The sequence below is a fragment of the Nocardia sp. CA-151230 genome, assembly GCF_050942175.1.
Lineage (GTDB): Bacteria > Actinomycetota > Actinomycetes > Mycobacteriales > Mycobacteriaceae > Nocardia.
Genome location: NZ_CP192061.1, coordinates 1,625,627 through 1,649,277, shown reverse-complemented (window position 1 = coordinate 1,649,277; position 23,651 = coordinate 1,625,627). Strand labels below are relative to the sequence as shown.

Annotated in this window: 27 protein-coding genes, 2 tRNA genes and 1 pseudogene; 17 read left to right on the top strand and 13 right to left on the bottom strand. The window is 67.8% G+C overall.

Annotation, left to right across the window (positions count from 1 at the left end):
* The first annotated feature begins 45 nt into the window (after nt 1-45).
* Nucleotides 46-897 carry a thioesterase family protein gene (locus ACQP1O_RS07290; RefSeq protein ID WP_433567604.1) on the top strand — a complete coding sequence of 284 codons (852 nt, stop codon included), beginning with the start codon at nt 46-48 and terminating at the stop codon, nt 895-897.
* Nucleotides 898-930: 33 nt separating this feature from the next.
* Complete coding sequence (locus ACQP1O_RS07285) at nt 931-1,884, top strand: LysR family transcriptional regulator (RefSeq protein WP_433565096.1); 954 nt, start codon at nt 931-933, stop codon at nt 1,882-1,884.
* Here ACQP1O_RS07285 and ACQP1O_RS07280 read toward each other — a convergent pair.
* Entirely contained in the window at nt 1,833-2,738 is a 906-nt protein-coding gene (locus ACQP1O_RS07280) for a serine hydrolase (protein WP_433565095.1), read from the bottom strand. The genes ACQP1O_RS07285 and ACQP1O_RS07280 overlap by 52 nt on opposite strands.
* A 154-nt stretch (nt 2,739-2,892) precedes the next feature.
* Here ACQP1O_RS07280 and ACQP1O_RS07275 point away from each other — a divergent pair, with 154 nt between their 5' ends.
* Nucleotides 2,893-4,671 (top strand): penicillin-binding transpeptidase domain-containing protein, encoded by a 1,779-nt coding sequence (locus ACQP1O_RS07275; protein WP_433565094.1) that lies wholly within the window; start codon nt 2,893-2,895, stop codon nt 4,669-4,671.
* Nucleotides 4,672-4,747: 76 nt separating this feature from the next.
* On the top strand, nt 4,748-5,662 hold the full coding sequence (gene bla, locus ACQP1O_RS07270; protein WP_433565093.1) for a class A beta-lactamase: 915 nt from the start codon (nt 4,748-4,750) through the stop codon (nt 5,660-5,662).
* A gap of 201 nt (nt 5,663-5,863) precedes the next feature.
* On the opposite strand, the gene ACQP1O_RS07265 is transcribed toward bla, so the two are convergent.
* The gene (locus ACQP1O_RS07265) at nt 5,864-6,976 is read right to left on the bottom strand and encodes an RNA-guided endonuclease InsQ/TnpB family protein (protein ID WP_433567603.1); all 1,113 of its coding nucleotides are present in this window, start codon (nt 6,974-6,976) and stop codon (nt 5,864-5,866) included.
* 336 nt (nt 6,977-7,312) lie between these two features.
* A complete protein-coding gene (locus ACQP1O_RS07260) occupies nt 7,313-7,933 on the bottom strand; it encodes a DUF4386 domain-containing protein (protein WP_433565092.1) in 621 nt (206 codons plus the stop codon).
* A 105-nt stretch (nt 7,934-8,038) separates the two neighbouring features.
* On the opposite strand from ACQP1O_RS07260, the gene ACQP1O_RS07255 reads away from it, so the two are divergent.
* Entirely contained in the window at nt 8,039-8,521 is a 483-nt protein-coding gene (locus ACQP1O_RS07255; RefSeq protein ID WP_433565091.1) for a MarR family winged helix-turn-helix transcriptional regulator, read from the top strand.
* 50 nt (nt 8,522-8,571) lie between these two features.
* Here the strand turns inward: ACQP1O_RS07255 and ACQP1O_RS07250 are convergent, their stop codons facing one another.
* The gene (locus ACQP1O_RS07250) at nt 8,572-8,994 is read right to left on the bottom strand and encodes a helix-turn-helix domain-containing protein (RefSeq protein WP_433565090.1); all 423 of its coding nucleotides are present in this window, start codon (nt 8,992-8,994) and stop codon (nt 8,572-8,574) included.
* Between the two features lie 86 nt (nt 8,995-9,080).
* Here ACQP1O_RS07250 and ACQP1O_RS07245 point away from each other — a divergent pair, with 86 nt between their 5' ends.
* A complete protein-coding gene (locus ACQP1O_RS07245) occupies nt 9,081-9,914 on the top strand; it encodes a class I SAM-dependent methyltransferase (protein WP_433565089.1) in 834 nt (277 codons plus the stop codon).
* Nucleotides 9,915-9,965: 51 nt separating this feature from the next.
* Here the strand turns inward: ACQP1O_RS07245 and ACQP1O_RS07240 are convergent, their stop codons facing one another.
* Nucleotides 9,966-10,670, bottom strand: coding sequence for a hypothetical protein (locus ACQP1O_RS07240; RefSeq protein ID WP_433565088.1), 705 nt, complete (start codon nt 10,668-10,670; stop codon nt 9,966-9,968).
* A 111-nt stretch (nt 10,671-10,781) separates the two neighbouring features.
* Between ACQP1O_RS07240 and ACQP1O_RS07235 the strand changes: the two genes are divergently transcribed.
* Both ACQP1O_RS07235 and ACQP1O_RS07230 read left to right on the top strand, forming a co-directional pair.
* A complete protein-coding gene (locus ACQP1O_RS07235) occupies nt 10,782-11,429 on the top strand; it encodes a cyclase family protein (protein ID WP_433565087.1) in 648 nt (215 codons plus the stop codon).
* 135 nt (nt 11,430-11,564) lie between these two features.
* Nucleotides 11,565-11,948: a hypothetical protein gene (locus ACQP1O_RS07230; RefSeq protein ID WP_433565086.1), complete on the top strand. Its 384-nt coding sequence runs from the start codon at nt 11,565-11,567 to the stop codon at nt 11,946-11,948.
* Between the two features lie 95 nt (nt 11,949-12,043).
* Here ACQP1O_RS07230 and ACQP1O_RS07225 read toward each other — a convergent pair whose 3' ends face one another.
* A complete protein-coding gene (locus ACQP1O_RS07225) occupies nt 12,044-13,246 on the bottom strand; it encodes a L,D-transpeptidase (protein WP_433565085.1) in 1,203 nt (400 codons plus the stop codon).
* Between the two features lie 328 nt (nt 13,247-13,574).
* Between ACQP1O_RS07225 and ACQP1O_RS07220 the strand changes: the two genes are divergently transcribed.
* Together ACQP1O_RS07220 and ACQP1O_RS07215 are read left to right on the top strand one after the other, a co-directional pair.
* Nucleotides 13,575-13,647: transfer RNA gene (locus ACQP1O_RS07220), tRNA-Lys, on the top strand.
* A gap of 258 nt (nt 13,648-13,905) precedes the next feature.
* Nucleotides 13,906-14,115 carry a cold-shock protein gene (locus ACQP1O_RS07215; protein WP_433565084.1) on the top strand — a complete coding sequence of 70 codons (210 nt, stop codon included), beginning with the start codon at nt 13,906-13,908 and terminating at the stop codon, nt 14,113-14,115.
* Between the two features lie 430 nt (nt 14,116-14,545).
* Here ACQP1O_RS07215 and ACQP1O_RS07210 read toward each other — a convergent pair whose 3' ends face one another.
* Nucleotides 14,546-14,959, bottom strand: a complete 414-nt coding sequence (locus ACQP1O_RS07210) for a nuclear transport factor 2 family protein (protein ID WP_433565083.1) — start codon at nt 14,957-14,959, stop codon at nt 14,546-14,548.
* Nucleotides 14,960-15,040: 81 nt separating this feature from the next.
* Here ACQP1O_RS07210 and ACQP1O_RS07205 point away from each other — a divergent pair.
* A pseudogene (locus tag ACQP1O_RS07205) lies at nt 15,041-15,225 on the top strand (Ni/Fe hydrogenase subunit alpha); the annotation flags it as partial.
* A 210-nt stretch (nt 15,226-15,435) separates the two neighbouring features.
* Nucleotides 15,436-15,508: transfer RNA gene (locus ACQP1O_RS07200), tRNA-Lys, on the top strand.
* Between the two features lie 204 nt (nt 15,509-15,712).
* Here the strand turns inward: ACQP1O_RS07200 and ACQP1O_RS07195 are convergent.
* Nucleotides 15,713-16,150 (bottom strand): PPOX class F420-dependent oxidoreductase, encoded by a 438-nt coding sequence (locus ACQP1O_RS07195; RefSeq protein WP_433565082.1) that lies wholly within the window; start codon nt 16,148-16,150, stop codon nt 15,713-15,715.
* A gap of 199 nt (nt 16,151-16,349) precedes the next feature.
* On the opposite strand from ACQP1O_RS07195, the gene ACQP1O_RS07190 reads away from it, so the two are divergent.
* Nucleotides 16,350-17,108 (top strand): EI24 domain-containing protein, encoded by a 759-nt coding sequence (locus ACQP1O_RS07190; RefSeq protein WP_433565081.1) that lies wholly within the window; start codon nt 16,350-16,352, stop codon nt 17,106-17,108.
* Here the strand turns inward: ACQP1O_RS07190 and ACQP1O_RS07185 are convergent.
* A complete protein-coding gene (locus ACQP1O_RS07185; protein ID WP_433565080.1) occupies nt 17,098-17,448 on the bottom strand; it encodes a DoxX family protein in 351 nt (116 codons plus the stop codon). The two genes, ACQP1O_RS07190 and ACQP1O_RS07185, sit on opposite strands and share 11 nt — an antisense overlap.
* 61 nt (nt 17,449-17,509) lie before the next feature.
* Between ACQP1O_RS07185 and ACQP1O_RS07180 the strand changes: the two genes are divergently transcribed.
* Nucleotides 17,510-18,412, top strand: coding sequence for a LysR family transcriptional regulator (locus ACQP1O_RS07180; RefSeq protein ID WP_433565079.1), 903 nt, complete (start codon nt 17,510-17,512; stop codon nt 18,410-18,412).
* Nucleotides 18,413-18,510: 98 nt separating this feature from the next.
* On the opposite strand, the gene ACQP1O_RS07175 is transcribed toward ACQP1O_RS07180, so the two are convergent.
* Together ACQP1O_RS07175 and ACQP1O_RS07170 are read right to left on the bottom strand one after the other, a co-directional pair.
* Complete coding sequence (locus ACQP1O_RS07175) at nt 18,511-19,332, bottom strand: thioesterase family protein (RefSeq protein WP_433565078.1); 822 nt, start codon at nt 19,330-19,332, stop codon at nt 18,511-18,513.
* 120 nt (nt 19,333-19,452) lie between these two features.
* Nucleotides 19,453-19,827, bottom strand: coding sequence for a cupin domain-containing protein (locus tag ACQP1O_RS07170; RefSeq protein WP_433565077.1), 375 nt, complete (start codon nt 19,825-19,827; stop codon nt 19,453-19,455).
* Between the two features lie 78 nt (nt 19,828-19,905).
* On the opposite strand from ACQP1O_RS07170, the gene ACQP1O_RS07165 reads away from it, so the two are divergent.
* On the top strand, nt 19,906-20,352 hold the full coding sequence (locus tag ACQP1O_RS07165; RefSeq protein WP_433565076.1) for a MarR family winged helix-turn-helix transcriptional regulator: 447 nt from the start codon (nt 19,906-19,908) through the stop codon (nt 20,350-20,352).
* A 16-nt stretch (nt 20,353-20,368) separates the two neighbouring features.
* Here the strand turns inward: ACQP1O_RS07165 and ACQP1O_RS07160 are convergent, their stop codons facing one another.
* Complete coding sequence (locus ACQP1O_RS07160) at nt 20,369-21,226, bottom strand: GNAT family N-acetyltransferase (RefSeq protein WP_433565075.1); 858 nt, start codon at nt 21,224-21,226, stop codon at nt 20,369-20,371.
* Nucleotides 21,227-21,392: 166 nt separating this feature from the next.
* On the opposite strand from ACQP1O_RS07160, the gene ACQP1O_RS07155 reads away from it, so the two are divergent.
* On the top strand, nt 21,393-21,707 hold the full coding sequence (locus ACQP1O_RS07155; protein ID WP_357010865.1) for a hypothetical protein: 315 nt from the start codon (nt 21,393-21,395) through the stop codon (nt 21,705-21,707).
* A 52-nt stretch (nt 21,708-21,759) separates the two neighbouring features.
* Nucleotides 21,760-22,806 (top strand): crotonase/enoyl-CoA hydratase family protein, encoded by a 1,047-nt coding sequence (locus ACQP1O_RS07150; RefSeq protein ID WP_433565074.1) that lies wholly within the window; start codon nt 21,760-21,762, stop codon nt 22,804-22,806.
* Here the strand turns inward: ACQP1O_RS07150 and ACQP1O_RS07145 are convergent.
* A complete protein-coding gene (locus ACQP1O_RS07145; protein WP_433565073.1) occupies nt 22,803-23,267 on the bottom strand; it encodes a MarR family winged helix-turn-helix transcriptional regulator in 465 nt (154 codons plus the stop codon). The genes ACQP1O_RS07150 and ACQP1O_RS07145 overlap by 4 nt on opposite strands.
* Nucleotides 23,268-23,651 lie beyond the last annotated feature (384 nt).

Below are 23,651 nucleotides of genomic sequence, written 5' to 3'. Positions count from 1 at the left end.
TCTAGTGGGTTGGACGTGGGCTGATACGTTTGCTGGGTGATCCAGATGTATGACGTGACAGCGGTGGAGCGGGCGGCCTTGGAGGAGGCCGGGACCAAGGCGTATTACGTCGCGCAGGGGGTGGGTGACGAGGGGTTCGAGCGATATGGGGCTACCGGGTCGACGGTGAGTGTGTGGGCGGCTTCCATGCAGCATGGGGCGCCGCCTTCGGCGTTGCTGGCGCGGGCGGTGGAGCGGTGTGCGCCTCGGGAGGGGGCGCGGGTTGCCCGGTTGACGATGGAGATCTTGGGGCCGGTGCCGGTGGGGGACGTCGAGGTGCGGGCGTGGGTGGAGCGGCCGGGGAAGCGGGTCGAGTTGGTGGGGGCCGAGTTGGTGGCGACGCAGGCGGATGGGAGCCGGCGGGCGGTGGCGAAGGCTTCGGCATGGCGGATTGCCACGTCGGACAGTTCGTCGGTGGTGCATACGGCCGACGCGCCACTGGCGGCACTACCGGAGGCGTCCGAGATCGGGTGGGGCGTGCCGGACGGGTGGGATGTCGGGTATGTGAAGTCGGTGGACATCCGGGCGGTGGAGAGTGACGACGTCACCCGGCGGGTGTGGGTGCGGCCGCTGGTCGAGGTGGTCGAAGGGGAGGAGATCTCACCGCTGGTGCGGGTGTTCTCGGTGGCCGATGTGGCCAATGGGATTGGGGCGCAGCTGGATCCGCATCGGTGGACCTTCCTGAACACCGATCTGACGATCGACCTGTTCCGGCTGCCGGAGGGCGAGTGGATCGGACTGGCGGTGCAGACGTCCATCGGGCCGGACGGGGTCGGGATGTGCTCGACCGTGCTGCACGACGAGCGCGGGCCGATCGGGCGGTGCCTGCAGATTCTCGAGGTGCGCGCCCGGGCCTGACCCGGCGATAAGGAAACCGATATCGTCGGTCGGGTGGATCCGCTGCGTCAGTTGCGCTACTTCATCGCCGTGGCCGAGGAGTTGCACTTCGGCCGGGCGGCCGAGCGGCTGCGGATCGCCCAGCCGGCGCTGAGCCAGCGAATCCGCAAGCTGGAGAGCGATATCGGGGCCCGGCTGCTGGAACGCGACAGCCGGCGGGTGGAGCTCACCGAGGCGGGGCAGATCCTGCTGGTGGAGGCGCGGGACCTGATCGCGCGCTGGGAGCGGGCGAAATCGCTGGTCGGCAAGGCGCACCGGGGTGAGATCGACGCACTGCGGGTGGGCGTGCCGCCCGAACTGGCGGGCCGTGTGCTGGCCGCCATCCTCACCGCGTTCGAGAGCCGCCAGGTGCGGGTGGACCTCCAGGAGCTGACCACTGCCGAGCAGGTGCGGCTGCTGGCCGATCGGCAGCTGGACGCGGGGCTGCTGCAGTACCCGGTGGATGTGGTCGGCCTGGAATCGGGCCCGGCGGTGGAGACTCCACTGGGCGTGGTGCTGCCGCGTGATTCCCCGCTGGCCGCGCGGGCCGCACTCACCCTGGCCGATCTGGCCGGACACGGACTCGTGATCTTCCCGCGCGCCGCCGCGCCCGGCCTCTACGACGCCACCCTGCGCACCTGCTGGGAGCACGGTTTCCGCCCCACCTCGGTGCAGCACGCCCGCAATCCCGAATTCGTGCTCGGCATGGTGCTTTCCGGCCGCGGCGTCGCCTTCGACCAGGGCCTGGTGGCACAGAAGGAGCCGCGCGTGGTGTGGCGGCCGCTGCCCGAGGGCACGCTGAGCTGGCGGCTCGCCCTGACCTGGCCCGCCGCCGCCCCGCACCCGCTGGTCCGGGAACTCGCCGACCTCATCGTCACGGTCGTGCAGGGTGACGGCGCGTCCCGGCCGGCCCCGATTCAAGACACCCCGCAGCGCCGGCCGTGGGATGTGGTCGCGGGACTGCCGTGATCGATGCGCTCGACGGCCAGCCGCGCCGCCGCGCCGATGGCCCGGTCCACTGCGGGCTGCCGCCCGGCCAGGCTGTGTGACACGGTGAAAACCGCGACCGCGTACCGGCTTCCATCCGGATACCCGACCACCCCGATCTCATTGCGGATCCCGGGCAGCGTCCCGGTCTTGGACCAGATGTCCGTGCCCGGCGGGAACGCCGACGGCAGCCGATGCCCGTACACCTGCTGCCGCATCAGATCCCGCACGAACCGGCACGCCTCGGGCGAACCCGCGCGATCCTCGCCGATGAGCCACAGCAGCCGCGTCATATCGCGCGCGGTCCCGGCCGTGGTGCGCAGCGGATCCACCGCGCGCGAGCCGAACACCTCCGCCGCACTGGATTCCGGGTAGCGCCTGGCGAATTCGTGCAGGTCACGTGCACCGATATCCTCTGCCATGCTGTAGAGGATGTCGCGCAGCGAGCCCATGATCCGGGTGCCGGTGAGCCCGAGCTCCCGCACCAGCGACCGCACATTGTCCACGCCGACCCGATCGAACAGCAGGTCGGCGGCGGTATTGTCGCTCACGGTGAGCGCGAAGTAGGCGGCGTCGCGCAGGCTGAATTCGACATCGTCATGGCAGCCCGCGGTGCCGACCCCGCCCAGCCGGTCCGCGGCCGTGGCCCGCACCCGATCGGCGGGATCGAGCTGCCCCGCCGCCACCTGCCGCGCGAACTCCAGCACCAGCGGCACCTTCACCACCGAGGACAACACCACCGGTTCGTCTGCGGCCCAGCCGAATTCGCCGTCACAGTCGAAACAGCGGGCATGCACCCGGCCCTCGACACCGGCCGTCCGGAAGATCTCGTCCACTCCCTCAGCATTCCCGGTGCCCCGATCGGCCCGTCAACCGCCCGTGACGCCACCGCTCGATGCCCAGCACGCTGCAACGATAACGATTTCTATATCGGTTCTCATCCGTGTTGGTCTTGGACAGCCACCGGTGATCCATGTTGGGGTGGCTGTCATGGCAGAGTTCAGCAGGAAGGCCCTCACCGGTGTCTGCGCCGCGGCGATGCTGGTCACGGCGACGGCATGCTCCGGATCGGATGCCACATCCGGACTGTCCAAGACCGTCGACGGTTTCGCGGACGCCCTGAACCGCGACGACGTCCCCGCCGCCGCCAACGCCACCAGCGATCCGGCCAAGGCCTCCGCCGCGCTCGGCCCGCTCTACGACAGCCTGGGCAAGCAGGTGCATTTCGAGGCGAGCAAGGTCGAGAAGACCGACGACGGCGGCACGTTCACGCTGGCCGCCACCTGGAAGCTGGGCAAGGACGGCAAGAACGAGTGGACGTACACCACCTCGGGCCGGGCCACGCAGTCCGGCGGCGACTGGAAGATCCAGTGGGATCCGGCGACCGTCGCGCCCGGCCTCAATGTCGGCCCGCTGTACTACAGCCTCGTCTACCCCGACCCCGCCAAGGTCCTCGACAGCGCCGGCGGTGATCTGCTCACCCAGCAGGTGGTGACACTGGTCAACGTCGCGCCCGGAGCCGACACCGCGGCCGTCGCGGCAGCCCTGCGACCGGTCGCGGCCGATGTCACGGCCGCGGGCCTGCAATCGGATCTGGCCGCGGCCCAGGGCAAACCGGTCACGGCGGTCACCCTGCGCGAATCCGATTACGCCACCGTCCAAGCCGCCCTCACGAACCTCGCGAATGTGACCACCGCCCAGCAGACCCGGCTGCTGGCCGTCGACAAGGCCCTGTCCTCCCCGACCTTCTCGGGCCTCTCCGACCTGTGGCAACAGCACGCCGACGCCGCCACCGGCTGGGCCGTGCGCGCCCAGGGCAGCGACGGCACCCAGCGCGTGGGCGGCCCGGATCCCAAGCCGGTCACCGATATTCACACCACTCTCGATATCGGTTTGCAGCGGGCCGCCGAGGCCGCGCTGGCCCCGATCACCACCCCGGCGGCCATTGTCGCCGTACAGCCGTCGACCGGAAACGTGCTGGCCATGGCACAGAATGCCGCCGGTGACGCGCAGGGCCCGATCGGACTGACCGGGCTGTACCCGCCGGGCTCGACCTTCAAGACGGTCACCGTCTCGGCCGCCCTGCAGGCAGGCCAGGTCACTCCCGACTCCGTGGTCGCCTGCCCCGGCAAGGAGAACATCGAGGGCCGGGAGATCCCCAATGACAACAATTTCGACCTCGGCCAGGTGCCGCTGCACACCGCCTTCGCCAAGTCCTGCAACACCACCATGGGCCGGCTGGCGGTTCAGCTCGCACCGGACGGGCTGACCAATGCCGCCGCCCAGCTCGGGCTCGGCATCGACTATGTGACGCCCGGACTGACCACCGTCACCGGCAAGGTCCCCACCGCCGACACGCCCGCGCTGCGGGTGGAGGAGGGCATCGGGCAGGGCAAGGTGACCGCGTCGCCGTTCGGGATGGCACGGCTGGCGGCCGCGCTCGCACAGGGCACGGTCCAGCCGCCGACCGTCGTCCAGGGGCAGCCCGGCAAGCCCGACCGGCAGCCGCCCGCGCTACCGCCGGGTATCGCCGATCAGGTGAAATCCATGATGCGCGAGACGATCACGGGCGGCACCGCCACCGAACTGCGCGATATCCCCGGCCTGCTCGGCAAGACCGGCACCGCCGAATACATCGACGACAAGCACGCGCACGGCTGGTTCGTCGGCATCGACGGCGATCTGGCTCTCGCCGTCTTCATCAGCGACGCGGGCAGTTCCGAGCCGGCCGTGCAGGCCGCGGGCCGCATGCTGCGCGCCCCGCACTGACCTCCTCTACTTCCAATTTCACACGGCGCGAGCCGAATACCCCCTTCAGCACTCGAAAACGATTGAGAGGCTTGTTTTGTCGACCCTGAAATACGGTGCACTGGTTTCCCTCCTGCTCCTCGCCCCGCTGGCCGGCGGCTGCGGCCGCGACTCGAAAACCGAAGCGGTGGTGAGCGGACCGACCACCACCTCCGGCGCGGTCACCGACAAGGCGGCGCTGCGCGCGCTCGAACAGCAGCACGGGGCCCGGGCGGGCGTTGTCGCCATCGATACCGGCACCGGCAAGACCATCGGCTATCGGCAGGACGAACGATTCGCCTTCGACTCCACCTTCAAACCGCTCGCCTGCGGCGCACTGCTGCACGCGCATCCGCTCAACAGCGGATTCTTCGACCAGGTCATCCATTTCACCCCCGACAAGCTGGTGGCGAACTCGCCGATCACCAGCACTCGCGTCGATACCGGCATGACCGTGGCCGAACTCTGCCAGGCCGCCATCACCCACAGTGACAACACCGCGGGCAATCAGATCCTCGAACTGCTCGGCGGGCCGCCGGCCGTCACCGCCTTCCTGCGCTCGATCGGCGACCAGACCACCCGCATGGATCGCTGGGAAACCGAGCTCAACACCAATATCCCCGGCGACGAACGCGACACCAGCACCCCGGCCGCCCTGGCCGACGACTACCGCAAACTGGTACTCGGCGACGCCCTGGCCGAACCCGAACGGACGCAGCTGACCGCGTGGCTGCTCGCCAACACCACCGGCGATGCCCGCATTCGCGCGGCGCTCCCGGCAGACTGGAAGACCGCCGACAAGACCGGCAGCGGCGACTACGGCACCGCCAACGACATCGCGGTCACCTGGCCCGCGGGCGGCGCCGCGCCACTGGTGGTCCTGGTGCTGACCACCAAGCCGGATCAGGCTGCCGCAGCGGACAATCCGCTGGTCGCCGCCCTCGCCAAGGAAGCCGTCGCCGCCATCCGCTAGCCCGCGGGCGGGACGGAGTCGGGCGGGTCAGGGCTGTCGCGTCGAGCTGCCGCTGCCGACGAAGTACTCGCCGTTCTCCGGGTCGGTGCGTGCCAGTAGTAGATGTTTTGACGTCCTCTCCGGCCTCAAAGCCGAAGATTCCTACCAGCGGCCTCGCGGGCGCTCTCGGTGGGTTCCTGTTTCCCAGGGACTTGCCTTCCGCTATGTGGCTGGGCTTACGGTCCCTCCGCAGGCGTTTAGCCTGTCCGCCCGTCCGGCGGCCAGGATGTTGATCGCGGCGTTGAAATCCCGGTCGTGGACCGCGCCACACGCGCATGTCCACTCCCGAACATGCAAGGGTTTCTTCTCCGTGATCGCCCCGCACTGCGAACACATGCGGGTCGAGGGGAGCCAGCGGTCCACCTTGGCGAAATACCGCCCGTTCCGGGCGGCTTTCTCCTCCAGCATGCCGGTGAACATGCCCCACCCGGCGTCCTGCACCGACTTCGCCAACCTGGTCCGCGCGAGACCTTGCACGCACAAGTCCTCCACAAACACCGCTTGGTTGTCGCGGATGATCCGTGTCGAATGCTTGTGCGCCCAGTCCCGGCGCGTGTCGGCGACCTTGGCGTGAGCCTTGGCGACCTTGACGCGGGCTTTCGCCCGATTCGCGGAGCCCTTCGCCTTGCGGGACAACGCTTTCTGAGCTTTCCGCAACCGGCGTTCGGCTCGGCGTAGAAACCTCGGCGAATCGATACGTTTGCCGTCCGACAGGACAGCGAACGTCGACAGTCCCAGGTCGATCCCCACCTCGGAATCCGAGATCGGTAACGGTGTGTCTTCGGTGCACACCACGAACGACGCGAAATACCGGCATGCGGCGTCTTTGATGACCGTGACCGACGATGGCTCCGACGGCAGCTCCCGCGACCATCGCACCGATACGTCTCCGATCTTCGGCAACCGCAGCTTGCCGCCTGCCCTAACCGCGAATCTCGAATTCTTCGTGAACCGAATTGACTGCCGATTGTCCTTGCGGGACCGGAACCGGGGTGGCGCGATCCTCGGTCCCTTGCGCTTGCCGGTGATCGACTCAAAGAAGTTGCGGTACGCGGTGTTCAGATCGGCGAGCGCTTGTTGCAGCACCACCGACGACACCTCCGACAACCAGGCCCGCTCCGGCGCCTTCTTCACCTCGGTCAACCGTTTCGACAGCTCGCGATCGGGCAGATACCCCCGACCCGACCGGTGCGCCTGCACCCGAGCAGCGAGCGCGTCGTTGAACACCACCCGCGCACACCCGAACGCCCTCGCCAACGACTGCTGTTGCCCCACAGTGGGGTACAGACGGAAGTTGTATCGAAGCTGCACACCCCGATATTGCCATTGGGCTATGACAGAAAACGACACCGTTCGCGTGTTCACCGACCGACACTCGACCCAGATCGAGCTGATCATGCGGGACGTGTGCGGCGACTTCTAATGCGAGCTGGCGGAATTCAACGCCGTCTTCGCTGTTCATACCCGCATGACGGGATATGCCCGCCGAAAGTTACCGGCCTCCGGAAACACTCAGCGACGGTGACCCGGGGTAGGCCACCGCCGCTTGATCGGCGGTTTTATAGGTGAATCATGTTGCGCGGCAGGTGAATTGGCAGGACGGGTGGCGGCTCAGCGCCGGGACAGCACGACCGCCACGGCGATCAGCCACAGCAGGCCACCGAAGCGGACCACCGGCAGTAGGAAGGCGAACCCGGAGACGACCAGTGCCAGCGTCGAGAGCGCGGCCGCGGCGGCGACGGCCAGTCCGCACCAGATCAGCCAGGTCGGCAGCTTCCGTTCCAGCAGCGCCGGAATCGCGATGCCGACGGCCAGCAGCCCGAAGCCGGCCGCGTAGGCGGGGCCGCCGGACAGGTACCCCAGATCGGCGATCGCGCGGGCCAGTTCCGGTGCGGCAGCACCGTTCAGCCGACCGCCGGACCAGGTGAACAGGGCGCTGAAGGTGAGCCCGCCGGCGGCGAGCGCACCGCCGATGGTGGCGATGGACGGACCGCGCAGCACCCGCTGGATGAGCCCGGCGGCAATGGCCAGCGACGCGGCGGACAACACCAGCAGCAGCGCTCCGGCATCGATGAGCCCGGCATGCGCGGTGGTGTAGGCCAGCACGTCCGCACCGCTCGCGTCCGGGTGCGGGGTGCGGGCATTGGTGGCGACGTAGGCGATGGTGAGCGCCGCGAACGCGGCGACGGGGGCGAGAACGGCGGGGTTGGTGCGATCGATGGTGGTGCTCATCAGCGGTGATCCTCAATCTCGGGGCGAACCGTGCCGCCCCAATAATGATTACAGAATGTAATGATTGTCAACCGTCTATTATTATGCCGCTGCTACTATTGCGAAATGAATGCGAAAGACGAGGTCGCGCCGCAGCGCGGCGTGGCGGCCGTCGGGTTCCTGCTGGCCCAGGTCGGCGCCTATGCGGCGAATCGATTCGCCGAGCGCACGGCCACCCTGGACCTGACGCCTGCGCAGGCCGGACTGCTCCGGATGCTCATCGTGCAGCCGGGCCGCAGCCAGCGCGAACTCGCCGACGAACTGGGCATGCCGCCCAGCCGGTTCGTCCAATTCGCCGACAAGCTCGAGGAACGCGGAATCATCGAGCGCAAACGCAATCCCGACGATCGGCGGCAGCACGCACTGTTCCTGACCGCGAAGGGACGAACCACTCTCGGCGAACTGGGCGCGGTCGCCCGCGAGGCCGAAGAGCACATGTGCCGGTCACTGACGCCGGAGGAACAAGCACAGCTGTCCGGGCTGCTGGTCCGCATAGCCGCCGACCATGGACTGACCCCGGGCGTGCATCCGGGCTACAGGACGGAGTGACGCCCCGCCGTGCCGCGCCATCGCTCAGATGCGCTGCGGCGCAGCGGTTGTCACGGGGTCAGCGCGTCGATGGTGGCGATCCGGCCCGCCATGACCTCGCGCAGCAGGCGCCGGAAGGTCGGGCATTCCGCGTGACTCGGGGCCGGGCAGGCGGCCGCGTGCCGCAGGCCGTCGCGCACGGCGGTCAATTGCGTAATGGTGCGGTCCAATTCGTCCGCCTTGCCGAGGAGCGCGGCACGGTCCACGCGCAGGTCGCCCGGGGGACCGAAGGCGACGACAATGTCGTCGAGGGAGAAACCGGCGGTACGGCCGAGCGCGATCAGGGCCAGCTGTTCCAGCACCGATTCGTCGAATTGGCGGCGGAGCCCACGGCGGCCGGTCGAGGCGATCAGGCCCCGCTCTTCGTAGTAGCGCAATGTCGAGGCCGGGACGCCCGATCGGCGAACGACCTCGGCGATATCCAGACTGCTCACGGGATCACCTCGGAGCTTGACCTCAAGCCGACTTGAATTGGGACAGTGTAGCTCTCCGGCCCGTCCACCGACGAAGGACAGCGACCATGACGACACCGCTCGACAATGACCAATCCGCCCGCTGGAACGGCGCTTCCGGCAATGCCTGGGTCGACGCCCAGGACCTCATCGCCCAGGTGATGCGACCGCTCCAGGACATCCTGGTGACGCTGGCGCGCGACACCGGAGCCCGGGACGTCCTCGACGTCGGCTGCGGCACCGGCGGCACCACCCTCGCCCTCGCGCGGGAAACCGGCGCGCACTGCACCGGCGTCGACATCGCCGAACCGATGATCGCCGCCGCCCGCGCCAACGCCGAGCGAGCAGGCCTGCCCGTCGACTTCCTTCGCGCCGACGCCCAGACCCAGCCCTTCGAACCCGCCGCCTACGACCTCGTCACCTCCCGGTTCGGGGTGATGTTCTTCGCCGATCCGGTCGCCGCCTTCACCAACCTGCGCCGAGCCACCCGGTCCGGCGGCCGGCTCGGCTGCATCGTCTGGCGCGATCCGGAGGCGAATCCGTTCTTCACCGCCGCCGAACGCGCCGCGGCGCCGCTGCTGTCGAATCTCGAACCCCGAATCCCCGGTTCACCAGGCCAATTCGCCCTCGCCGACCGCGATCACGTGGCCGGGATCCTGGCGGCGAGCGGCTGGGCCGATATCGACATCCACCCGCTCGATGTCGACTGTGTCATGCCCGAACCGGCCCTCGTCGGCTACCTCTCGCGACTGGGACCGGTCGGCCTGGCCCTGCTCGAGGTGGACGAAGCCACCCGGCAGCGGGTCATCGAGACCGTGCGGGCCGCCTTCGAACCCTTCGTGCACGGCGACGAGGCCCGCTTCACCGCCGCCTGCTGGCTGCTCGACGCCCGGGCTCGCTGACCGGTCGCGACAGCTCGCTGCCGCGGCCGGACCTACGGAAACTGGCGGATCTCACCGCACTTCGCTGAGCAGCCACTGGTCGCGGGGCGTGCGGCGGCGCTCGCGGCGGCTGCCGACCCGGGCACGCATGGCGTACTGCGCGGGCTTGCTCTCCGCGGTCAGCTGATGCCAGCCGCTGCCGCCGTTGATGTCGAACACGCCGATGTATCCGCCGGGCAGCAGCTGGAACGGAGCGCTGATGTGATTGCCGTAGTCGAACCGGGTGCTGCCCGCCTTGCGGAAGTTCTCGAACCAGGCGGGAAACACGAAGTCCGACACCTGGATTCCATTGATCGCATACCCGTACTGGTCGGCCTCACAGGCGTCGGCGACCTCGTAGGCGTAGATGCGTCCGGCCGTGGCGCTGGAGAACACGTAGGCGGCCAGGTTGATATCGGGGTCACCGAGCATCTCCAGCAGCTCATGGCTGGCGGTGACCGTCCACTGCAGGCCGGCACCGATGTCGCTGCGCGCGAACACCTTTCCCATCGGCAGACCCTCATTCGTGAGGTCGTGATAGCCGAGCGCCCCGGCCTGATCGGAGTCGTCGGAGACCACCAGCCACCAGGCGCCGGCCGGAGGCTGCGCGCCCGTCGCCACGAAACTCAGGTCGGCGTCGCTCCCCCACACCGGGGCCCAATCCCGGTGCACCTGCGTCTGCAATGCTGGGACCACGGCGGAAACCTGCGCGTCGGTCAGTACGGTACTGCGGTTCAACACGGCAATATGTATGGCAGACATAGCGATTCTCGAATTCCTCATCGGCGACTGTATTCGATCTTGCTGACTGTCATCATCGCGTGAAATCCACAGGGAGGCAGGCGGAAAGTGCGCATCATCGATCTTTCGGTACCGATCCGGTCCGGTATGCAGGTGTATCCCGGCGATCCGGAGGTCACCATCCGGCCCGCGCTCACCGTGGCCGTCGACGGCGTGAACGTGCTGCACCTGGATCTCGGGTCTCAGACGGGCACGCACGTGGACGCGCCGCGACATATCGACGACGCGCTGCCGGCGCTGGACGAGCTGCCGCTGGACCGGTTCACCGGTCCGGGTGTGGTCATCGACGCACGGGCGGCCGGGGCGGGCGGGGTGATCGGGCGCGAGTACTTCGCGGACCGGGTGGCGGCGGGGCAGGTAGTGCTCATCGACACCGGCTGGTCGCGGCACTGGGGTACCCACGCGTACCTGAACCATCCGCATCTGACCGTGGAGGCGGCCGAGTATCTGATCGAGACGGGCGTGCGAACGGTCGGGATCGACGCGCTCAGTGTCGACCCGACGCCCGCCGAGGAGATCCCGGTGCACCGGATTCTGTGTGGGGCGCACGCGGTCATCGCCGAGAATCTGACCGGATTGAGCGAGGTGCTCGCGGCGCAGCAGGCCGGGCAGCGGGTCGAGGTGTCGATGTTCCCGCTCAATCTGCCCGGTGCGGACGGCGCTCCGGCGCGTGCCGTGGCACGCCTCGGCGGCTGACCCAGCACGTCTCGGAGTGTGACAGAAACACCAGTGTGTCGCACTTTGCGGCGCGGGTCACGCGATCTTCGTACACTTCTCTGGACACCGGGGAGTCGGGGCCCCGACCCATGCTCGATCCGAAGGACTTCGCACGTGAACCGCTATGCCGTAACCACTTTGCTAGCCGTTGCGGCCATTCTGCCCGCCGCGCCCGCCGCGTCCGCGGAGATCGTTCTCACCGACGCCTCGCAGACCACGACCACGACCACGCCCGGCACCACGACGACCACCCCGGGCACGACCACCACTCCGGGCACGACGACCGACCCGACCTCGGACAGCAACCCGATGGAGTCGGATGTCAATTTCGGGTCCTCCGCCATCAAGCTCGGCGGCGCGTCCGGTTCGGCGACCACGGGTTCCTCGAAGAACGGCTGCACCGTCGCCGGCAGCGCCGCGGCGCTCGCGGGCTACGCGGGACTGGGCTGCGGCAACCTCAACGGCGGCGGCGGCATCGGGCCGGGGACCATCGGCTGACCCCCCACACCCTGGATCGAGCGCGTCCCCAGGGGCATCGGCGAACACGCTGATGCCCCTTCGGCGCGTCCGCGATCAGCAGCGGGCGTCGGGTATCAGCGGTTGTCGTCGGCGTTGCCGGCCTTCCACTGCTCCCACGGAATGTTCCAGTCGCCCAGCCCGTCCAGGCCGGACAGCGTGCCGCCGACGGTGTTCTTGACGATGGTGATGTCACCACGCTTGACGTTGTCGTACACCCACTTGGCGTCGGCCGGGCTCAGATTCAGGCAGCCGTGGCTGGTGTTGGCCGAGCCCTGCGCGCCCACCGACCACGGGGCCGAGTGGAAGAAGATGCCGGAGTAGGAGATCCGCGTCGCCCAGTCGATCGGGGTGCGATAGCCGGCCGGCGAGTTCACCGGGACGCCGTAGGTGGAGGAATCCATGATGATCTTGTCGAACTTGTCGCCCACGATGTAGACGCCGTTGTCGGTGGGTGTGGAGTTCTTGCCCATCGAGGTCGGCATGGTCCTGATCACCTCGCCGTTGCGCTCGACGGTCACCATCTTGGTGTTGTCGTCGGCGGTGAAGACCGTGGCGTCGCCGACGGTGAAGCTGGAGTGGATGTCGCTGTCGCCGACCAGGCCGTTGCCGAGATCCCGGCCGTACGCGCTCACCGCGATGTCGACCTTGGTGCCCGGGGCCCAGAAGTTCTGCGGCCGCCAGCGCACCTCGCGATTGTTGACCCAGTAGAAAGCACCCTCCACCGCGGGCGTGGTAGTGATCTTGATCGCCGCCTGGGCGGCCCTGCGATCCGGAATGTTCTCGTCGAACTGCACGGCCACCGGCTGGCCGATACCGACCACGTCGTTCTCCGCCGGCAACAGGTACGGGTGGGTACGGTTATTGGGCGAGATAGTGGTGAAACTCATAGTCGAATTGGTCGCGCCACCAAGGCCGATCGCGTCGACGCTCAACCTGTAGGTGCGCCCGAACCCCAACTGCTCGGTCAGCCGCCACGAACGGCCGTCCGCCGCCAGCTCGCCCGGCACCGGCTTGCCGTCCGGTCCAGTGAGCGCCACGGTCGTGAGCTGGCCGTCCTCCACCTTCAACGTCAATTCCCCCGGCGATACCCCTTTGTCGCCGTCCTTGACCGGCGCGATCAGTTTCGGCTTCATGAGCTCGCCGATGGGATTGGAATCGATTGCCACCGTCGCGGATTGACCCTTACCCCCCGACGAGCACCCGACCAGCGCCAACGCCAGCACGGACACCACCGCCCCGATACCCAGCAGCCGTCGCCGGCCCCGACCCTCACTCATCGCAACCCCGCTTCACGTCTCGGTGCACAACCGGCCACCGCACTACTCCCGGCCCCGACTACGCCTGTTCGATCACCACGCCCACCCCATCCGACCGAGACCCCCGCCCTGGCAGTCACAACCACCCCGGCTTCCAACCAAGCGTCCGGCCCAGAGGGGCTTCGTCCGAAACATCCGTAATCGCCCCCACCGCGTTAACAACACCCCAACCCTCCACAAACCCGCAGCTCAGACGCACGATTTCACTTTCCGCACTCCACCCTGTTAATGTTCTTCTCGCACCGCAGAGCGGCCCGAGCGAAAGATCGAGCCCCCCGCGGAGTGACACGCGCCATTAGCTCAATTGGCAGAGCAGCTGACTCTTAATCAGCGGGTTCGGGGTTCGAGTCCCTGATGGCGCACAAAGCAAACGCCCTGACAGTTCAACTGTCAGGGCTTTTCTCGTTTCACGAAGCGACTTCCTCTGCGGCCACGGGCACAGTCTCGGCCCGTTCCACAATTGCCTCACTGTTGGGTGGTCACCGGCGAACCGTTACAACGCCGACGTCGAGTCCGGCACGAGCAGATCCCGCTCCAGCCGCCGTGTCCGGCCAGACCGGAGACCAATCGGCCGGTAGGCTCGAGCGGTCCACTCGTCCGATCGGAAGGGAGCGGCACCAATGGCAACAGGCACTGTGAAGTTCTTCAACGCCGACAAAGGATTCGGGTTCATCACGCAGGACGACGGTGGACCGGACGTATTCGTCCACTTCAGCGCGATCCAGTCCACCGGTTACAAAACGTTGCAGGAAAACGACCGCGTCGAGTACGACGTGGTGCAGGGCGCAAAGGGCCCGCAGGCGGAAAACGTCGTGGTGCAGGGACAGTAGGTCCTCGACCGCGGACACGGTCGAGAACTGCGCGTTCGAGGTCGCCCCGAGCTCATCGCTTGCGCCCGAACATGAATCAAGCCCCCGGGTGCAGGTGACCGGAGGCCTACACGGTGTTCGGACGACGCGGAGGAACTCGACTCGAAGGCAACAACGGATACGGCCGGGCGCGGTTCTCCGCGTTCGGCATTGAGCCCGGCCGCGAGGCGGCTCAGGCGGGCACGACACCGACACGCCGTGCGAGTCGCCCGAGATCGCCGGCGGTCAGGTCGTGCTGTGCGGTGCACATCATGTGGCTGTGCGGTGCGCATCATGTGACCGGGCGCGTTCCTGAACAGCCACCATGGTGCGAACGTGCTGTGACGCAGTGTGTTCGGCGCGCAGCAGCGCATACATGGAATCTCGATGGTCGGATCCGGCGAAACGCTCACTACTGAGCCGCGTGGGTGCCTTTGGCCCAGGCCCAGGCCGTCAGGCGCCAGTCGGCGCCGACCTTGCCGAGTGCCGCAGTGAAGACCGCGCCGGTTTGCGTGACCGGCTCACCCCGAAGGGTGTACGAGAAGGTCACCGGAACGACGACATACCCGTAGTCGCCGGTGACATCGACATGCCGTGGCTCACCGAGATCGATGTGGTAGCCGGAAGCCCCGACGTGCTCAGCTTCCAGAAGCGCGGCCCTCCACCAGTCCTCTGCGGCTGTCGGTCCCTGCCACACATGCGGCGACATTCCGTCGAGAATCTGCATCGGGTCGGCGCATGATGCCGCCATCGCCTTCTCGTCACCGTTGTTGAAAGCGTCGACATACTGCCGCACTACTGCCATCAGATCGTTGGAGTCGGGCACGACAGGTCTCCTCTCTCGTGGCGCTTGGTTCATTGTTCTCCGGGGAGTGATTCGTAGACGCCGCGCCGATGGCTGAACATCACCACCATTCCGCCGACCTCCCAGAACCGCACTGCCATCGAGGACGATCTACGCCGCGTGGTGTCCGAGCATCTCGACCTGGACAATGCGGCGCTGACCACCCTGTGCGAACGCACCGTCGCAACTACGATCCATGCATCTCCTGCTCGGCCCACTTCCTCGAGCTCGACGTGGTGCACCGATGAGCGGTCCGCCCCCGGTCGCGGCCCGCAACCGATCGGCCGCTTTCCCCCGAGGTGGGCGCAGTGCTGGTGTTCAGCAAGTCCCGCACGGTGATTGCGGCAGCTACGCTGACCGACGTCTACGCCGATTCCAGTTTTGCAATCAATCCCTGCTAATCTTCTTCGCGCCCCGCAGAGCGGCCAGGCGAAAGCCCAAGCCCCACGGAGTAACACGCGCCATTAGCTCAATTGGCAGAGCAGCTGACTCTTAATCAGCGGGTTCGGGGTTCGAGTCCCTGATGGCGCACAGAAGAACTGCCCTGGCAGCCCCACTGCCAGGGCAGTTCTCGCTTCATGAGGCGACGTCCGCTGCGAGCAGCGGTACCGGTTGCATCCCACTGAATCTCGGCCACGTCTGTTCGAGGACTGATCACACGGGAAATCGATGGGTCCTCGGCATCGGCACCACGCCTCGCGAGCGAATGAAGCTGCGCCGCAGCGCCGAAGACGATCAGTTGCCGGGCGTGCGACTGGTGAAATCGAAGGAGCCGCCGTCGATGCCCCAGGAGATGATCCGGTCCGGATGGATCCGAATGATCGAGCGCTCCTGGGGAGGGAACGGCGGCTCCTGGTCGTCGAGCGCTTCGGCCGTACCGCGCACCTCGATGCCGCGAATAACGTACGGCTCCAGCGAGACCTGCTGGTCGACCACGAAAGAAACCCGACTGCCCGCTGCGACGTTGCGGAACTTACGGCTGCTGTGCATGCGCATACCGCCGATGTCGATGGTGCCGTCGGCGTTCACCCGATAGCTGGTCGGGTTGTTCTGCACAACGCCGTCGGGCGATACCGTGGCCAGCCGGCCGATCCCGGCTTCCGCGAGGAACTGCTGCTCATTCGTTGTGAAGGTCACCGACGAAGCGTACCGGGATGCCTCGGCAGCGACCACGCAATCCCGGCCCTCCCGTCGGCACAGACCGCATCCGGATCGATGATGGTGCAACAATTTTGGGTTCGGATGCTCATGAAGCGGTGCCGAAACCTCACTTCGTGATCCGTCCTCGGCACCGAAGAAGAGATCGCCGAACGGTGACGTGAACACACGTTTCGGGCGGGTGGCTGTGAGTGGGTGCCAGTAGGGTTCGGGGATGCGTGATTTCGGGGTCGGGTTTGCCTATTTTGTCCGGGGGCAGCGGTGGGTAGTGCGGAATCCTCGAGAGTTCGGGGTCGGGATCGTGCCGGCGTTGGTGACGTTGGTGTTGTATGTGGCGGCCCTGGTTGCGGTGGTTGCGTGGGGTGGGGATGTGACCGAGACGGTGACGCCGTTCGCCGATCACTGGCCGAGCCCGTGGGCGGGGTTGTTTCGCGGGGCGTTGGACATCGCTCTGATCGCGCTCGCGGTGCTTGCGGCGGTGCTCACGTTCACTGCGGTGACGTTGGTGATCGGATCGCCGTTCTATGACGTGATCTCGGAGCGGGTCGATCGGTCGATGTCGGCCGATGGGACCGCACCGGAGTCCGGGCTGGCCTGGTGGCTGGAGTTGTGGGTGTCACTTCGGGACAGCGTCCGGATTCTGGTGCGGGCCATGGTGTGGGCGGTGGTGTTGTTCGTGCTGGGGTTCGTACCCGTCATAGGGCAGACGGTGATTCCGGTGGCCGCGATCTTCGTCACCGGGTTCTTTCTCACGCAGGAGCTCACCGCGGTCGCGCTGCAGCGACGCGCCATTCACCTGCGCGAGCAATTGGCTCTGCTGCGCGCCCGGAGAGGTTTGGCGTGGGGCTTCGGTGTTCCGCTCGGGGTGGCCTTCCTGGTGCCGTTCGTCGCGGTATTCCTCATGCCGGGCGGCGTCGCCGGGGCCACTCTCCTGACCCGCGAACTATTGGGCGAACCAGGCACTACCGCATGAGGGCGAACGCCAAGGAGGCGACGGCGAACGCGAAGTACATTGCGGGGAAGGCGATGTTGTGGAAGACGCGGGCGCGGACGTGGACGACGAGCGCGGCGGTGAAGTAGAGGATCAAGCCGACTGCGGCGGCGATGCCGAGGGGACGGGCGCCCAGGAGGCCGAGCAGAAGGCCGAGGGCTCCGCCGGCTTTGGCGGCGCCGGCCAGGGGGATCCAGGTCGCGGGGAAGTTCACTTCGGCCGAGTTGGCGAGGACGAACTTCGCTCGGGCGAAGTCGGCGATGGCCATTCCGCCATTGATCGCGATGGTGACAAGGGTGAGGGACAGGTAGGCGATGGACACCCAACGATGCTGTCCGACCATGCCTTTCCACGTCCAATACCTGCATCTATAACCTGATGGCATGGATGTGGACACGCGATTGCTGCGGTATTTCGCGGCTGTGGCCCGGGAAGGGAATCTGACCCGCGCGGCGGAGGGGCTGTTCGTGTCGCAGCCAGCGCTGACGAAACAGATCAAGCAGTTGGAGGACCAGCTCGGGGTGCGGCTGTTCACGCGGTCGAAATCCGGTATGGCACTGACGGAACCGGGGCGGGCGCTCGCGCAATGGGTGCCGGAGGTACTGGCCAGCTGGGATCGGGCGCTCACGGGGACGATGAGCGCCGCGAGCGCGGCGGCGCGCGTGCTTCGGGTCGGGTTCATCGCGGGCGGGGCCAATGAGACCACCCAGCTCATCATCGCGGATTTCGTCCGCCGCCGTCCGGAGTGGCGTATCGAGATGCGGCAGGCGGCCTGGTCGAACCCGACTGCGGGGCTGGCCACAGGGGATGTCGATGTCGCGTTGCTGCGGCTGCCATTTCCCGGCCAGGAGCGGTTCAGGGTGGAGTTGCTACTGACCGAACCGCGTTGGGTCGCGGTACGCGCCTCGCACCCGCTCGCCACCCGCGAAGTGATCCCGTTCAGTGACCTGTGGGACGAGCGATTCGTGGCGGCACCGTCGGAAACCGGTGCGTGGCGCGACTATTGGCTGGCGGCCGATGAGCGCGACGGACATCCGGCGCGGATCGGCGCGGTCACCGAACACCCCGACGATTGGCTGATCTGCATCGCCAACGGTGACGGGATCGCCCTCGCGCCCGAATCCGCGGCGCGCTTCTACACGCGTCCCGGCATCGTCTACCGCCCGGTCAGCGGCGTGAGCCCGAGCCAGGCCGGCGTCGCCTGGCGACCCGCGGCGGACACCGATCCGGTCGTGCAGGACTTCGTCCGCAGCTGCCTCGATCACCGACAGACGCCGCCTGCATGAAAACGGCCTCGGGCCCGGCGGTTCGCCGGGCCGTATTTCCTTGCAGCCGAATCGATGGCGCACCCGCCGAGGGCGACGAGCGAGGAGGCGAGCGCGCGTCAGCGGGTCGAAGCGGGAAGAGACTGAGCTTCGGCGAAGGCAGCCATATCGACCTGGCGGCGAGCATTGGACAGCGCCGTGATCGTGCAGAACCCCAGCTCGCCGGTGCGGTCGTACAGAGTTGCCGTGGAGACGGCGATGCCGTTCGCGGAGACATGGTCTCGCGCCTGCACACCCAATTCCACACCCACCGGCAGACGCGAGAGCGTCATGGTGACATCGGTGTTGATGTAGCCGACCCCCGCGGTACCCCAGTTGCAGACCAGGTTGGTGGAGTCACTGACGAAGGCCGCACGTTCGAACGCAGTGATGGGCACCCCGTCGATGAGGGCCGGGACATTGTTCCACGCGGCCTTCCGGTGCGGGTTGACGCCGGAGGCGAAATCATGGGTCCAGTCGAAGGATCCGGACTTGAACAGGGGCGGGCTGCCCTCGGGCCCGTCGAGCCGGGTCTCCGGGGTCGGGAGCTCCTGGGCCGGATGCCAGATCTCGCCCGGCGGCTCGGCGGTGGCGACCAGGAATTGCACGGTGGCGCGGGCGCGCACGCGGCCGTGCTGGACGATGGACGCATCGGCCACGCGAATTCGATTGCCGTCGCGGACGATCGAGCTGTGCAGTTCGATGGGCTCGTTGAGGACCGGGCTGAACAGGTCGGCGGTGAATCTGGCGGGGATGAAATCTGGTCCGGGGCAGTGCGTTTCGAGTTCATGCGCGAGCAGGCCGCAGACGGCCGTACCGGCCAGCTGCGCTGGAGACCAGGCGCTGACCGCCATCCGGGTCGCCGTGAAGCGACCGTTCTCATGGGTGAAGAACGCGACCATGGAGTCTCCCCTACCGGTTGATGAGCCTCCGAATTAGAACACGTTTCAGAAACCCGAGGGAAGACCGCAGTCCCGGTCAGTCGAGAAACCGGGACCACACGGGGAGGAATCGGCGGGTGATCAGTTCACCCACGGCGGGTTGACGACGGTGCCGTCGAGCAGCTCGCCGGTGAAACCGACGGGCGCGTTGACGAGCACCTCGGCGGTCCGGTCATCCGGATTGTCCAGGCGGATGGTGGATCCGGCCGGCGCCACCGCCGCGTCACCGGGCGCCAGCCGCGCGGCCTCGCCGTCGATGGTCAGCGTGATCGAGCCCGCGAGCAGGACGAAGGCCTCCTCACGGTGCACGCGGTGCGGGACACCCTGGGTGCCGGGCGCGATCTCCAGCCGCCACAGGCACAGTTCGCTGCTGCCGGTACTGGGGCGGACCAGCGGGGTGAAGCGGGAGCCGTGCATTTCGTGGGACTGGGCGTCGGCGGCGTGGATTACAGGCATTGCCATCTCCTTTAGTCAAGCGACTTGACTATATAGTCAAGCTTGTTGACTTCTTTGTCAAGTGCCAAGATTCCAGACATGCCCGGATACGCACAAGACCTGCCGCTGCTACTGCTCGCGGCCGCCGCGGAGGTCACCGACGCCATCAACGACGGGTGCGTCGCGGCCGGATTCACCGACATCCGGCCGACCCACGGCTTCGCCTTCGTGCGCATGGCGCCGAACGGCGCGACGGTCGGCGAGATCGCCGACCATCTGGGGGTAACCAAGCAGGCCGCCAGCCAGCTGGTCGAGGAACTCGTCAAAAAGGGCTACGCGCAACGCAATCCACACCCGCACGACGCGCGCGCCAAGCTCGTCACGCTCACCGAGCGCGGGTGGGCGTGCACCCGCGCCGCCGACGCCGCGGCGGCCCGCTTCACCGAACGCTGGGCCGCGACGCTGGGACTCGCGGCGACGGTCGAACTGCGCAATGCCCTCGCGCGAGTCGTCACGCCCGGCCGGGTGCGCCCCTCGACCTGGTGACGAATTCCACTACCGCTCAGCCGAGTTCGAGGGAGGTCGCCCCGTAGACCCGCTCCCGGTGATACGCGCGGACGGGCCCGGTGTACATGCGCGCGGTCTCGAAGCTGGGGGTCAACCCGGCCGCCTCCATCAACCGCACCGCGGGGTCGTTGTCGAGCGGAACATCCACCGCCAGCGGCATACCCGCCGCATGGGCGGCGAGTGCGGCCAGCAGCTGATGCGCGTCGCCGGGGGTGTCGGCGAACAGAGGGCCCACCCGTAGCGAATCCCTGGCCGGACGCAGGGTGGCGTAGCCGGTGACCGTGCCGTCGACAATGCGGGCGAAGGTCCGATGCCCCGGCTCGGTGAGCCAGGCGCTGAGGAATACCGGCCGATCCGCGGGATAGCACGCGGAGTCGTACGGTTGCAGCGCCGCGAAATCCGCCGGCGCGAGCGCGGTGACCGTGTCATCCGGCAGCGGCAGGCGCGGCACACCCACGAATCGCGCACTGCTGTAGGCGAGTTCGAACCCGCTGCGCCGATAGTTGTCCTGCTGCGCGGGAACTCCGTCGAGCCCTACGACCCGCTCGCCCGCGTGCTGCAGCCCGGCTTCCCAGGTGGCCAGGCCGAACCCGCGCCCGCGCAGGTCCGGGCGCACCAGATAGAAACCCAGGAACGCGTAGTCGTCGCCGTAGTTGACCACCGAGACCGCGGTGGCGGGCTCCCCATTCAGCCGCCCCAGCAGGAACCCGTCGGGATCCTGCGCGAAGAACGCGGTGACATCACGCAGCCCCGGGTTCCACCCCTCGGCGGCGGCCCACTCCACCACGGCGGCCCATTCCGCCGGGGTGGCGCGGGCAATGACCAGACCATCGATACGCACGGCATCCGGCATGCGACCACGGTAACCGCAAAAGCTCTGTGACTCGCGGAGATTCGAGGACACGGCGGGCGTGCCCTCCGTCCCGGCGGAGGGCCCGGCGAGCCGGCCCCGGCGCTCCGGTAGGGTCGAGCAGACATGGCCCGCGACCTGCGGGGTTGCGCGGAGTTCGAGGAAAGATATGGCCGACTACGCACACTCCGATCACGCCAGCCGCAGCCGGGAGGAGAAGGCCCGGCGGCTGGCGGCCTATCTCTGGGCGCGCGGCATCAGCGGACCCGAATTGCTGGAACTGCCCGCCGCGCAACGGCGCAAGCTGGCGCGGGCGGCCGACACCAATCCGCCCAGCACCGATGAGACCTGGCAGGTGGTGGCCGGGCTGCTCGGCGAGAAGGACGCCTGGGCCGAGCGCAATCCAGGACATCCGCAGGCCCGCCGGGAGCGGCTGGACGAGAAGATCCTCTGGGTGAAACCGCCGGTCAAGCCCTGGGAGTAGGAACGCCCGGAAATCCTTGACAGCAAGAAATGAACCGGGGTTCACTGCTTGAGTGTCCCCCGACTACGAGAACCACTCCGGCACCCGCCCGGCTGCCTGGCGCGACGATCTGACCGGCGGTGACGACTCGCTGTTCGCGGGCCGCCCCGAACCGGTGAACGACTACACCGGCCGCACGCTGACCTACGAGGTGACCGGCCGCATCGCCCGCATCACCTTCAACCGGCCCGAGCGCGGCAATGCCATCACCGCCGACACCCCGATCGAACTGGCCGCCGCCGTCGAGCGGGCCGATCTGGATCCGCGCGTCCACGTCATCGTGGTGAGCGGGCGCGGCAAGGGCTTCTGCGGCGGCTACGACCTGTCGATCTTCGCCGAGAACAATCACGACGCCGGCACCGTTGCCCCGGCCCAGGGCGCCCAGCCGACCGAGGGCACCGTGCTCGACCCGGTCGTGCAGGCGCGCAATCACAATCCCTGGGGCACTTGGGATCCCATGGTCGACTACGCCATGATGTCGCGCTTCAACCGCGGCTTCGCCAGCCTGCTGCACGCCAACAAGCCGACCGTCGCCAAGGTGCACGGCTTCGCCATCGCCGGCGGCACCGATATCGCGCTGTTCGCCGACCAGATCATCTGCGCCGAGGACGCCCGTTTCGGCTACCCGCCCACCCGGACCTGGGGTATTCCGGCCGCCGGCATGTGGGCGCACCGGGTCGGCGACCAGCGCGCCAAGCGACTGCTGTTCACCGGCGACAGCCTCAGTGGCAAGCAGGCGCTGGAGTGGGGCCTGGCCATCGAGGCCCCGCCGGCCGCCGAGCTGGACGAACGCACCGAGGAACTGCTGGAACGCATTTCGCGGGTGCCGATCAATCAGCTGGTGATGGCGAAGCTGGCGCTCAACAGCGCGCTGCTCAATCAGGGCGTGGCGAACTCCGGCATGGTCAGCACCGTGTTCGACGGCATCTCGCGGCACACCCGCGAGGGCTACGCCTTCCAATTGCGTTCGGCCACCGCCGGTTTCCGCGAGGCCGTCCGCGAGCGCGACGAACCGTTCGGCGATTGGAAGCGTGCCCAGTTCGAGCAGCCCGAGGACTAGGCGATCCCCTCGACGTCGGTGCGCTCGACCTCGGCGACGACCCGTTCGGCCAGCGAGCGCAGCGCGGCCGCCTCTTCGGCGGTCATCTCGTCGACGAACAGCCGCCGCACCAGCTCCACGTGATTGGGGGCGGCGGCTTCGAGCGCCCGGCGCCCGGCATCGGTCAGCCGCACCTCCCGGCCGCGGGCGTCGTCGACGGCCTGGCAGCGATCGACCAGGCCGCGGGTCGCCATTCGCGACAGGTGCTTGGACAGGCGGCTCTTGTCCCAGCAGATCTCCGCGCCGAGTTCCTTGGCGCGCAGCTGGCCACCGGCCGCGGACAGCGCGACCAGTACCTCGTAGTCGGAGGTCGACAGTCCGTCCTGGGCCAGCCCGGCGGCGAGGGCGGCGTCCAGGCGTTGTCGCATGCGAATGTAGGACTGCCAGGTCGTCTGTTCCGCATCGGTCAGCCAGCGCGTCATGGCATCCATAGTATCGACGAGTAGTTGACACGGACACCAAGAAGATACTCAGGAACTTCACGGCGCATCCGCGCGGCCATCGGGCCGCGTCCTGCCGTACAGTACTGACCGTCCAATTTGCGTAGTTCTGGCGGAAATCGTCAATGCGCGAGCGCATTTCCGACCAGGGCGAATGAGACACCCACCGGCAGAAGAGGTTCCGGCATTCGGGGCAAATCCCCTAATTCACCTGGATGAATAGCCCATCCGGTTGACAATGCAACGTTGCGCCAGAAAACTCGACGCCGAGCCCGGACCGGTCACCGCGCCGCAACCGCTTGCGGCGGCGGTGGCACATCCGCGCCGAACCGGGCCAGTTGCCACCCCTATTGCGCCGACATTGAG

Excerpts from the sequence above, each read along its gene's own strand:
- ACQP1O_RS07145 (WP_433565073.1), bottom strand. The coding sequence starts at position 23,267 with ATGACGCGCTGGCTGACCGATGCGGAACAGACGACCTGGCAGTCCTAC.
- ACQP1O_RS07190 (WP_433565081.1), top strand. The coding sequence starts at position 16,350 with ATGCGTGATTTCGGGGTCGGGTTTGCCTATTTTGTCCGGGGGCAGCGG.
- ACQP1O_RS07225 (WP_433565085.1), bottom strand. The coding sequence starts at position 13,246 with ATGAGTGAGGGTCGGGGCCGGCGACGGCTGCTGGGTATCGGGGCGGTG.
- ACQP1O_RS07175 (WP_433565078.1), bottom strand. The coding sequence starts at position 19,332 with ATGGTCGCGTTCTTCACCCATGAGAACGGTCGCTTCACGGCGACCCGG.
- ACQP1O_RS07160 (WP_433565075.1), bottom strand. The coding sequence starts at position 21,226 with ATGCCGGATGCCGTGCGTATCGATGGTCTGGTCATTGCCCGCGCCACC.
- ACQP1O_RS07275 (WP_433565094.1), top strand. The coding sequence starts at position 2,893 with ATGGCAGAGTTCAGCAGGAAGGCCCTCACCGGTGTCTGCGCCGCGGCG.
- ACQP1O_RS07180 (WP_433565079.1), top strand. The coding sequence starts at position 17,510 with ATGGATGTGGACACGCGATTGCTGCGGTATTTCGCGGCTGTGGCCCGG.
- ACQP1O_RS07260 (WP_433565092.1), bottom strand. The coding sequence starts at position 7,933 with ATGAGCACCACCATCGATCGCACCAACCCCGCCGTTCTCGCCCCCGTC.
- ACQP1O_RS07255 (WP_433565091.1), top strand. The coding sequence starts at position 8,039 with ATGAATGCGAAAGACGAGGTCGCGCCGCAGCGCGGCGTGGCGGCCGTC.
- ACQP1O_RS07165 (WP_433565076.1), top strand. The coding sequence starts at position 19,906 with ATGCCCGGATACGCACAAGACCTGCCGCTGCTACTGCTCGCGGCCGCC.
- ACQP1O_RS07155 (WP_357010865.1), top strand. The coding sequence starts at position 21,393 with ATGGCCGACTACGCACACTCCGATCACGCCAGCCGCAGCCGGGAGGAG.
- ACQP1O_RS07290 (WP_433567604.1), top strand. The coding sequence starts at position 46 with ATGTATGACGTGACAGCGGTGGAGCGGGCGGCCTTGGAGGAGGCCGGG.
- ACQP1O_RS07215 (WP_433565084.1), top strand. The coding sequence starts at position 13,906 with ATGGCAACAGGCACTGTGAAGTTCTTCAACGCCGACAAAGGATTCGGG.
- ACQP1O_RS07245 (WP_433565089.1), top strand. The coding sequence starts at position 9,081 with ATGACGACACCGCTCGACAATGACCAATCCGCCCGCTGGAACGGCGCT.
- ACQP1O_RS07170 (WP_433565077.1), bottom strand. The coding sequence starts at position 19,827 with ATGCCTGTAATCCACGCCGCCGACGCCCAGTCCCACGAAATGCACGGC.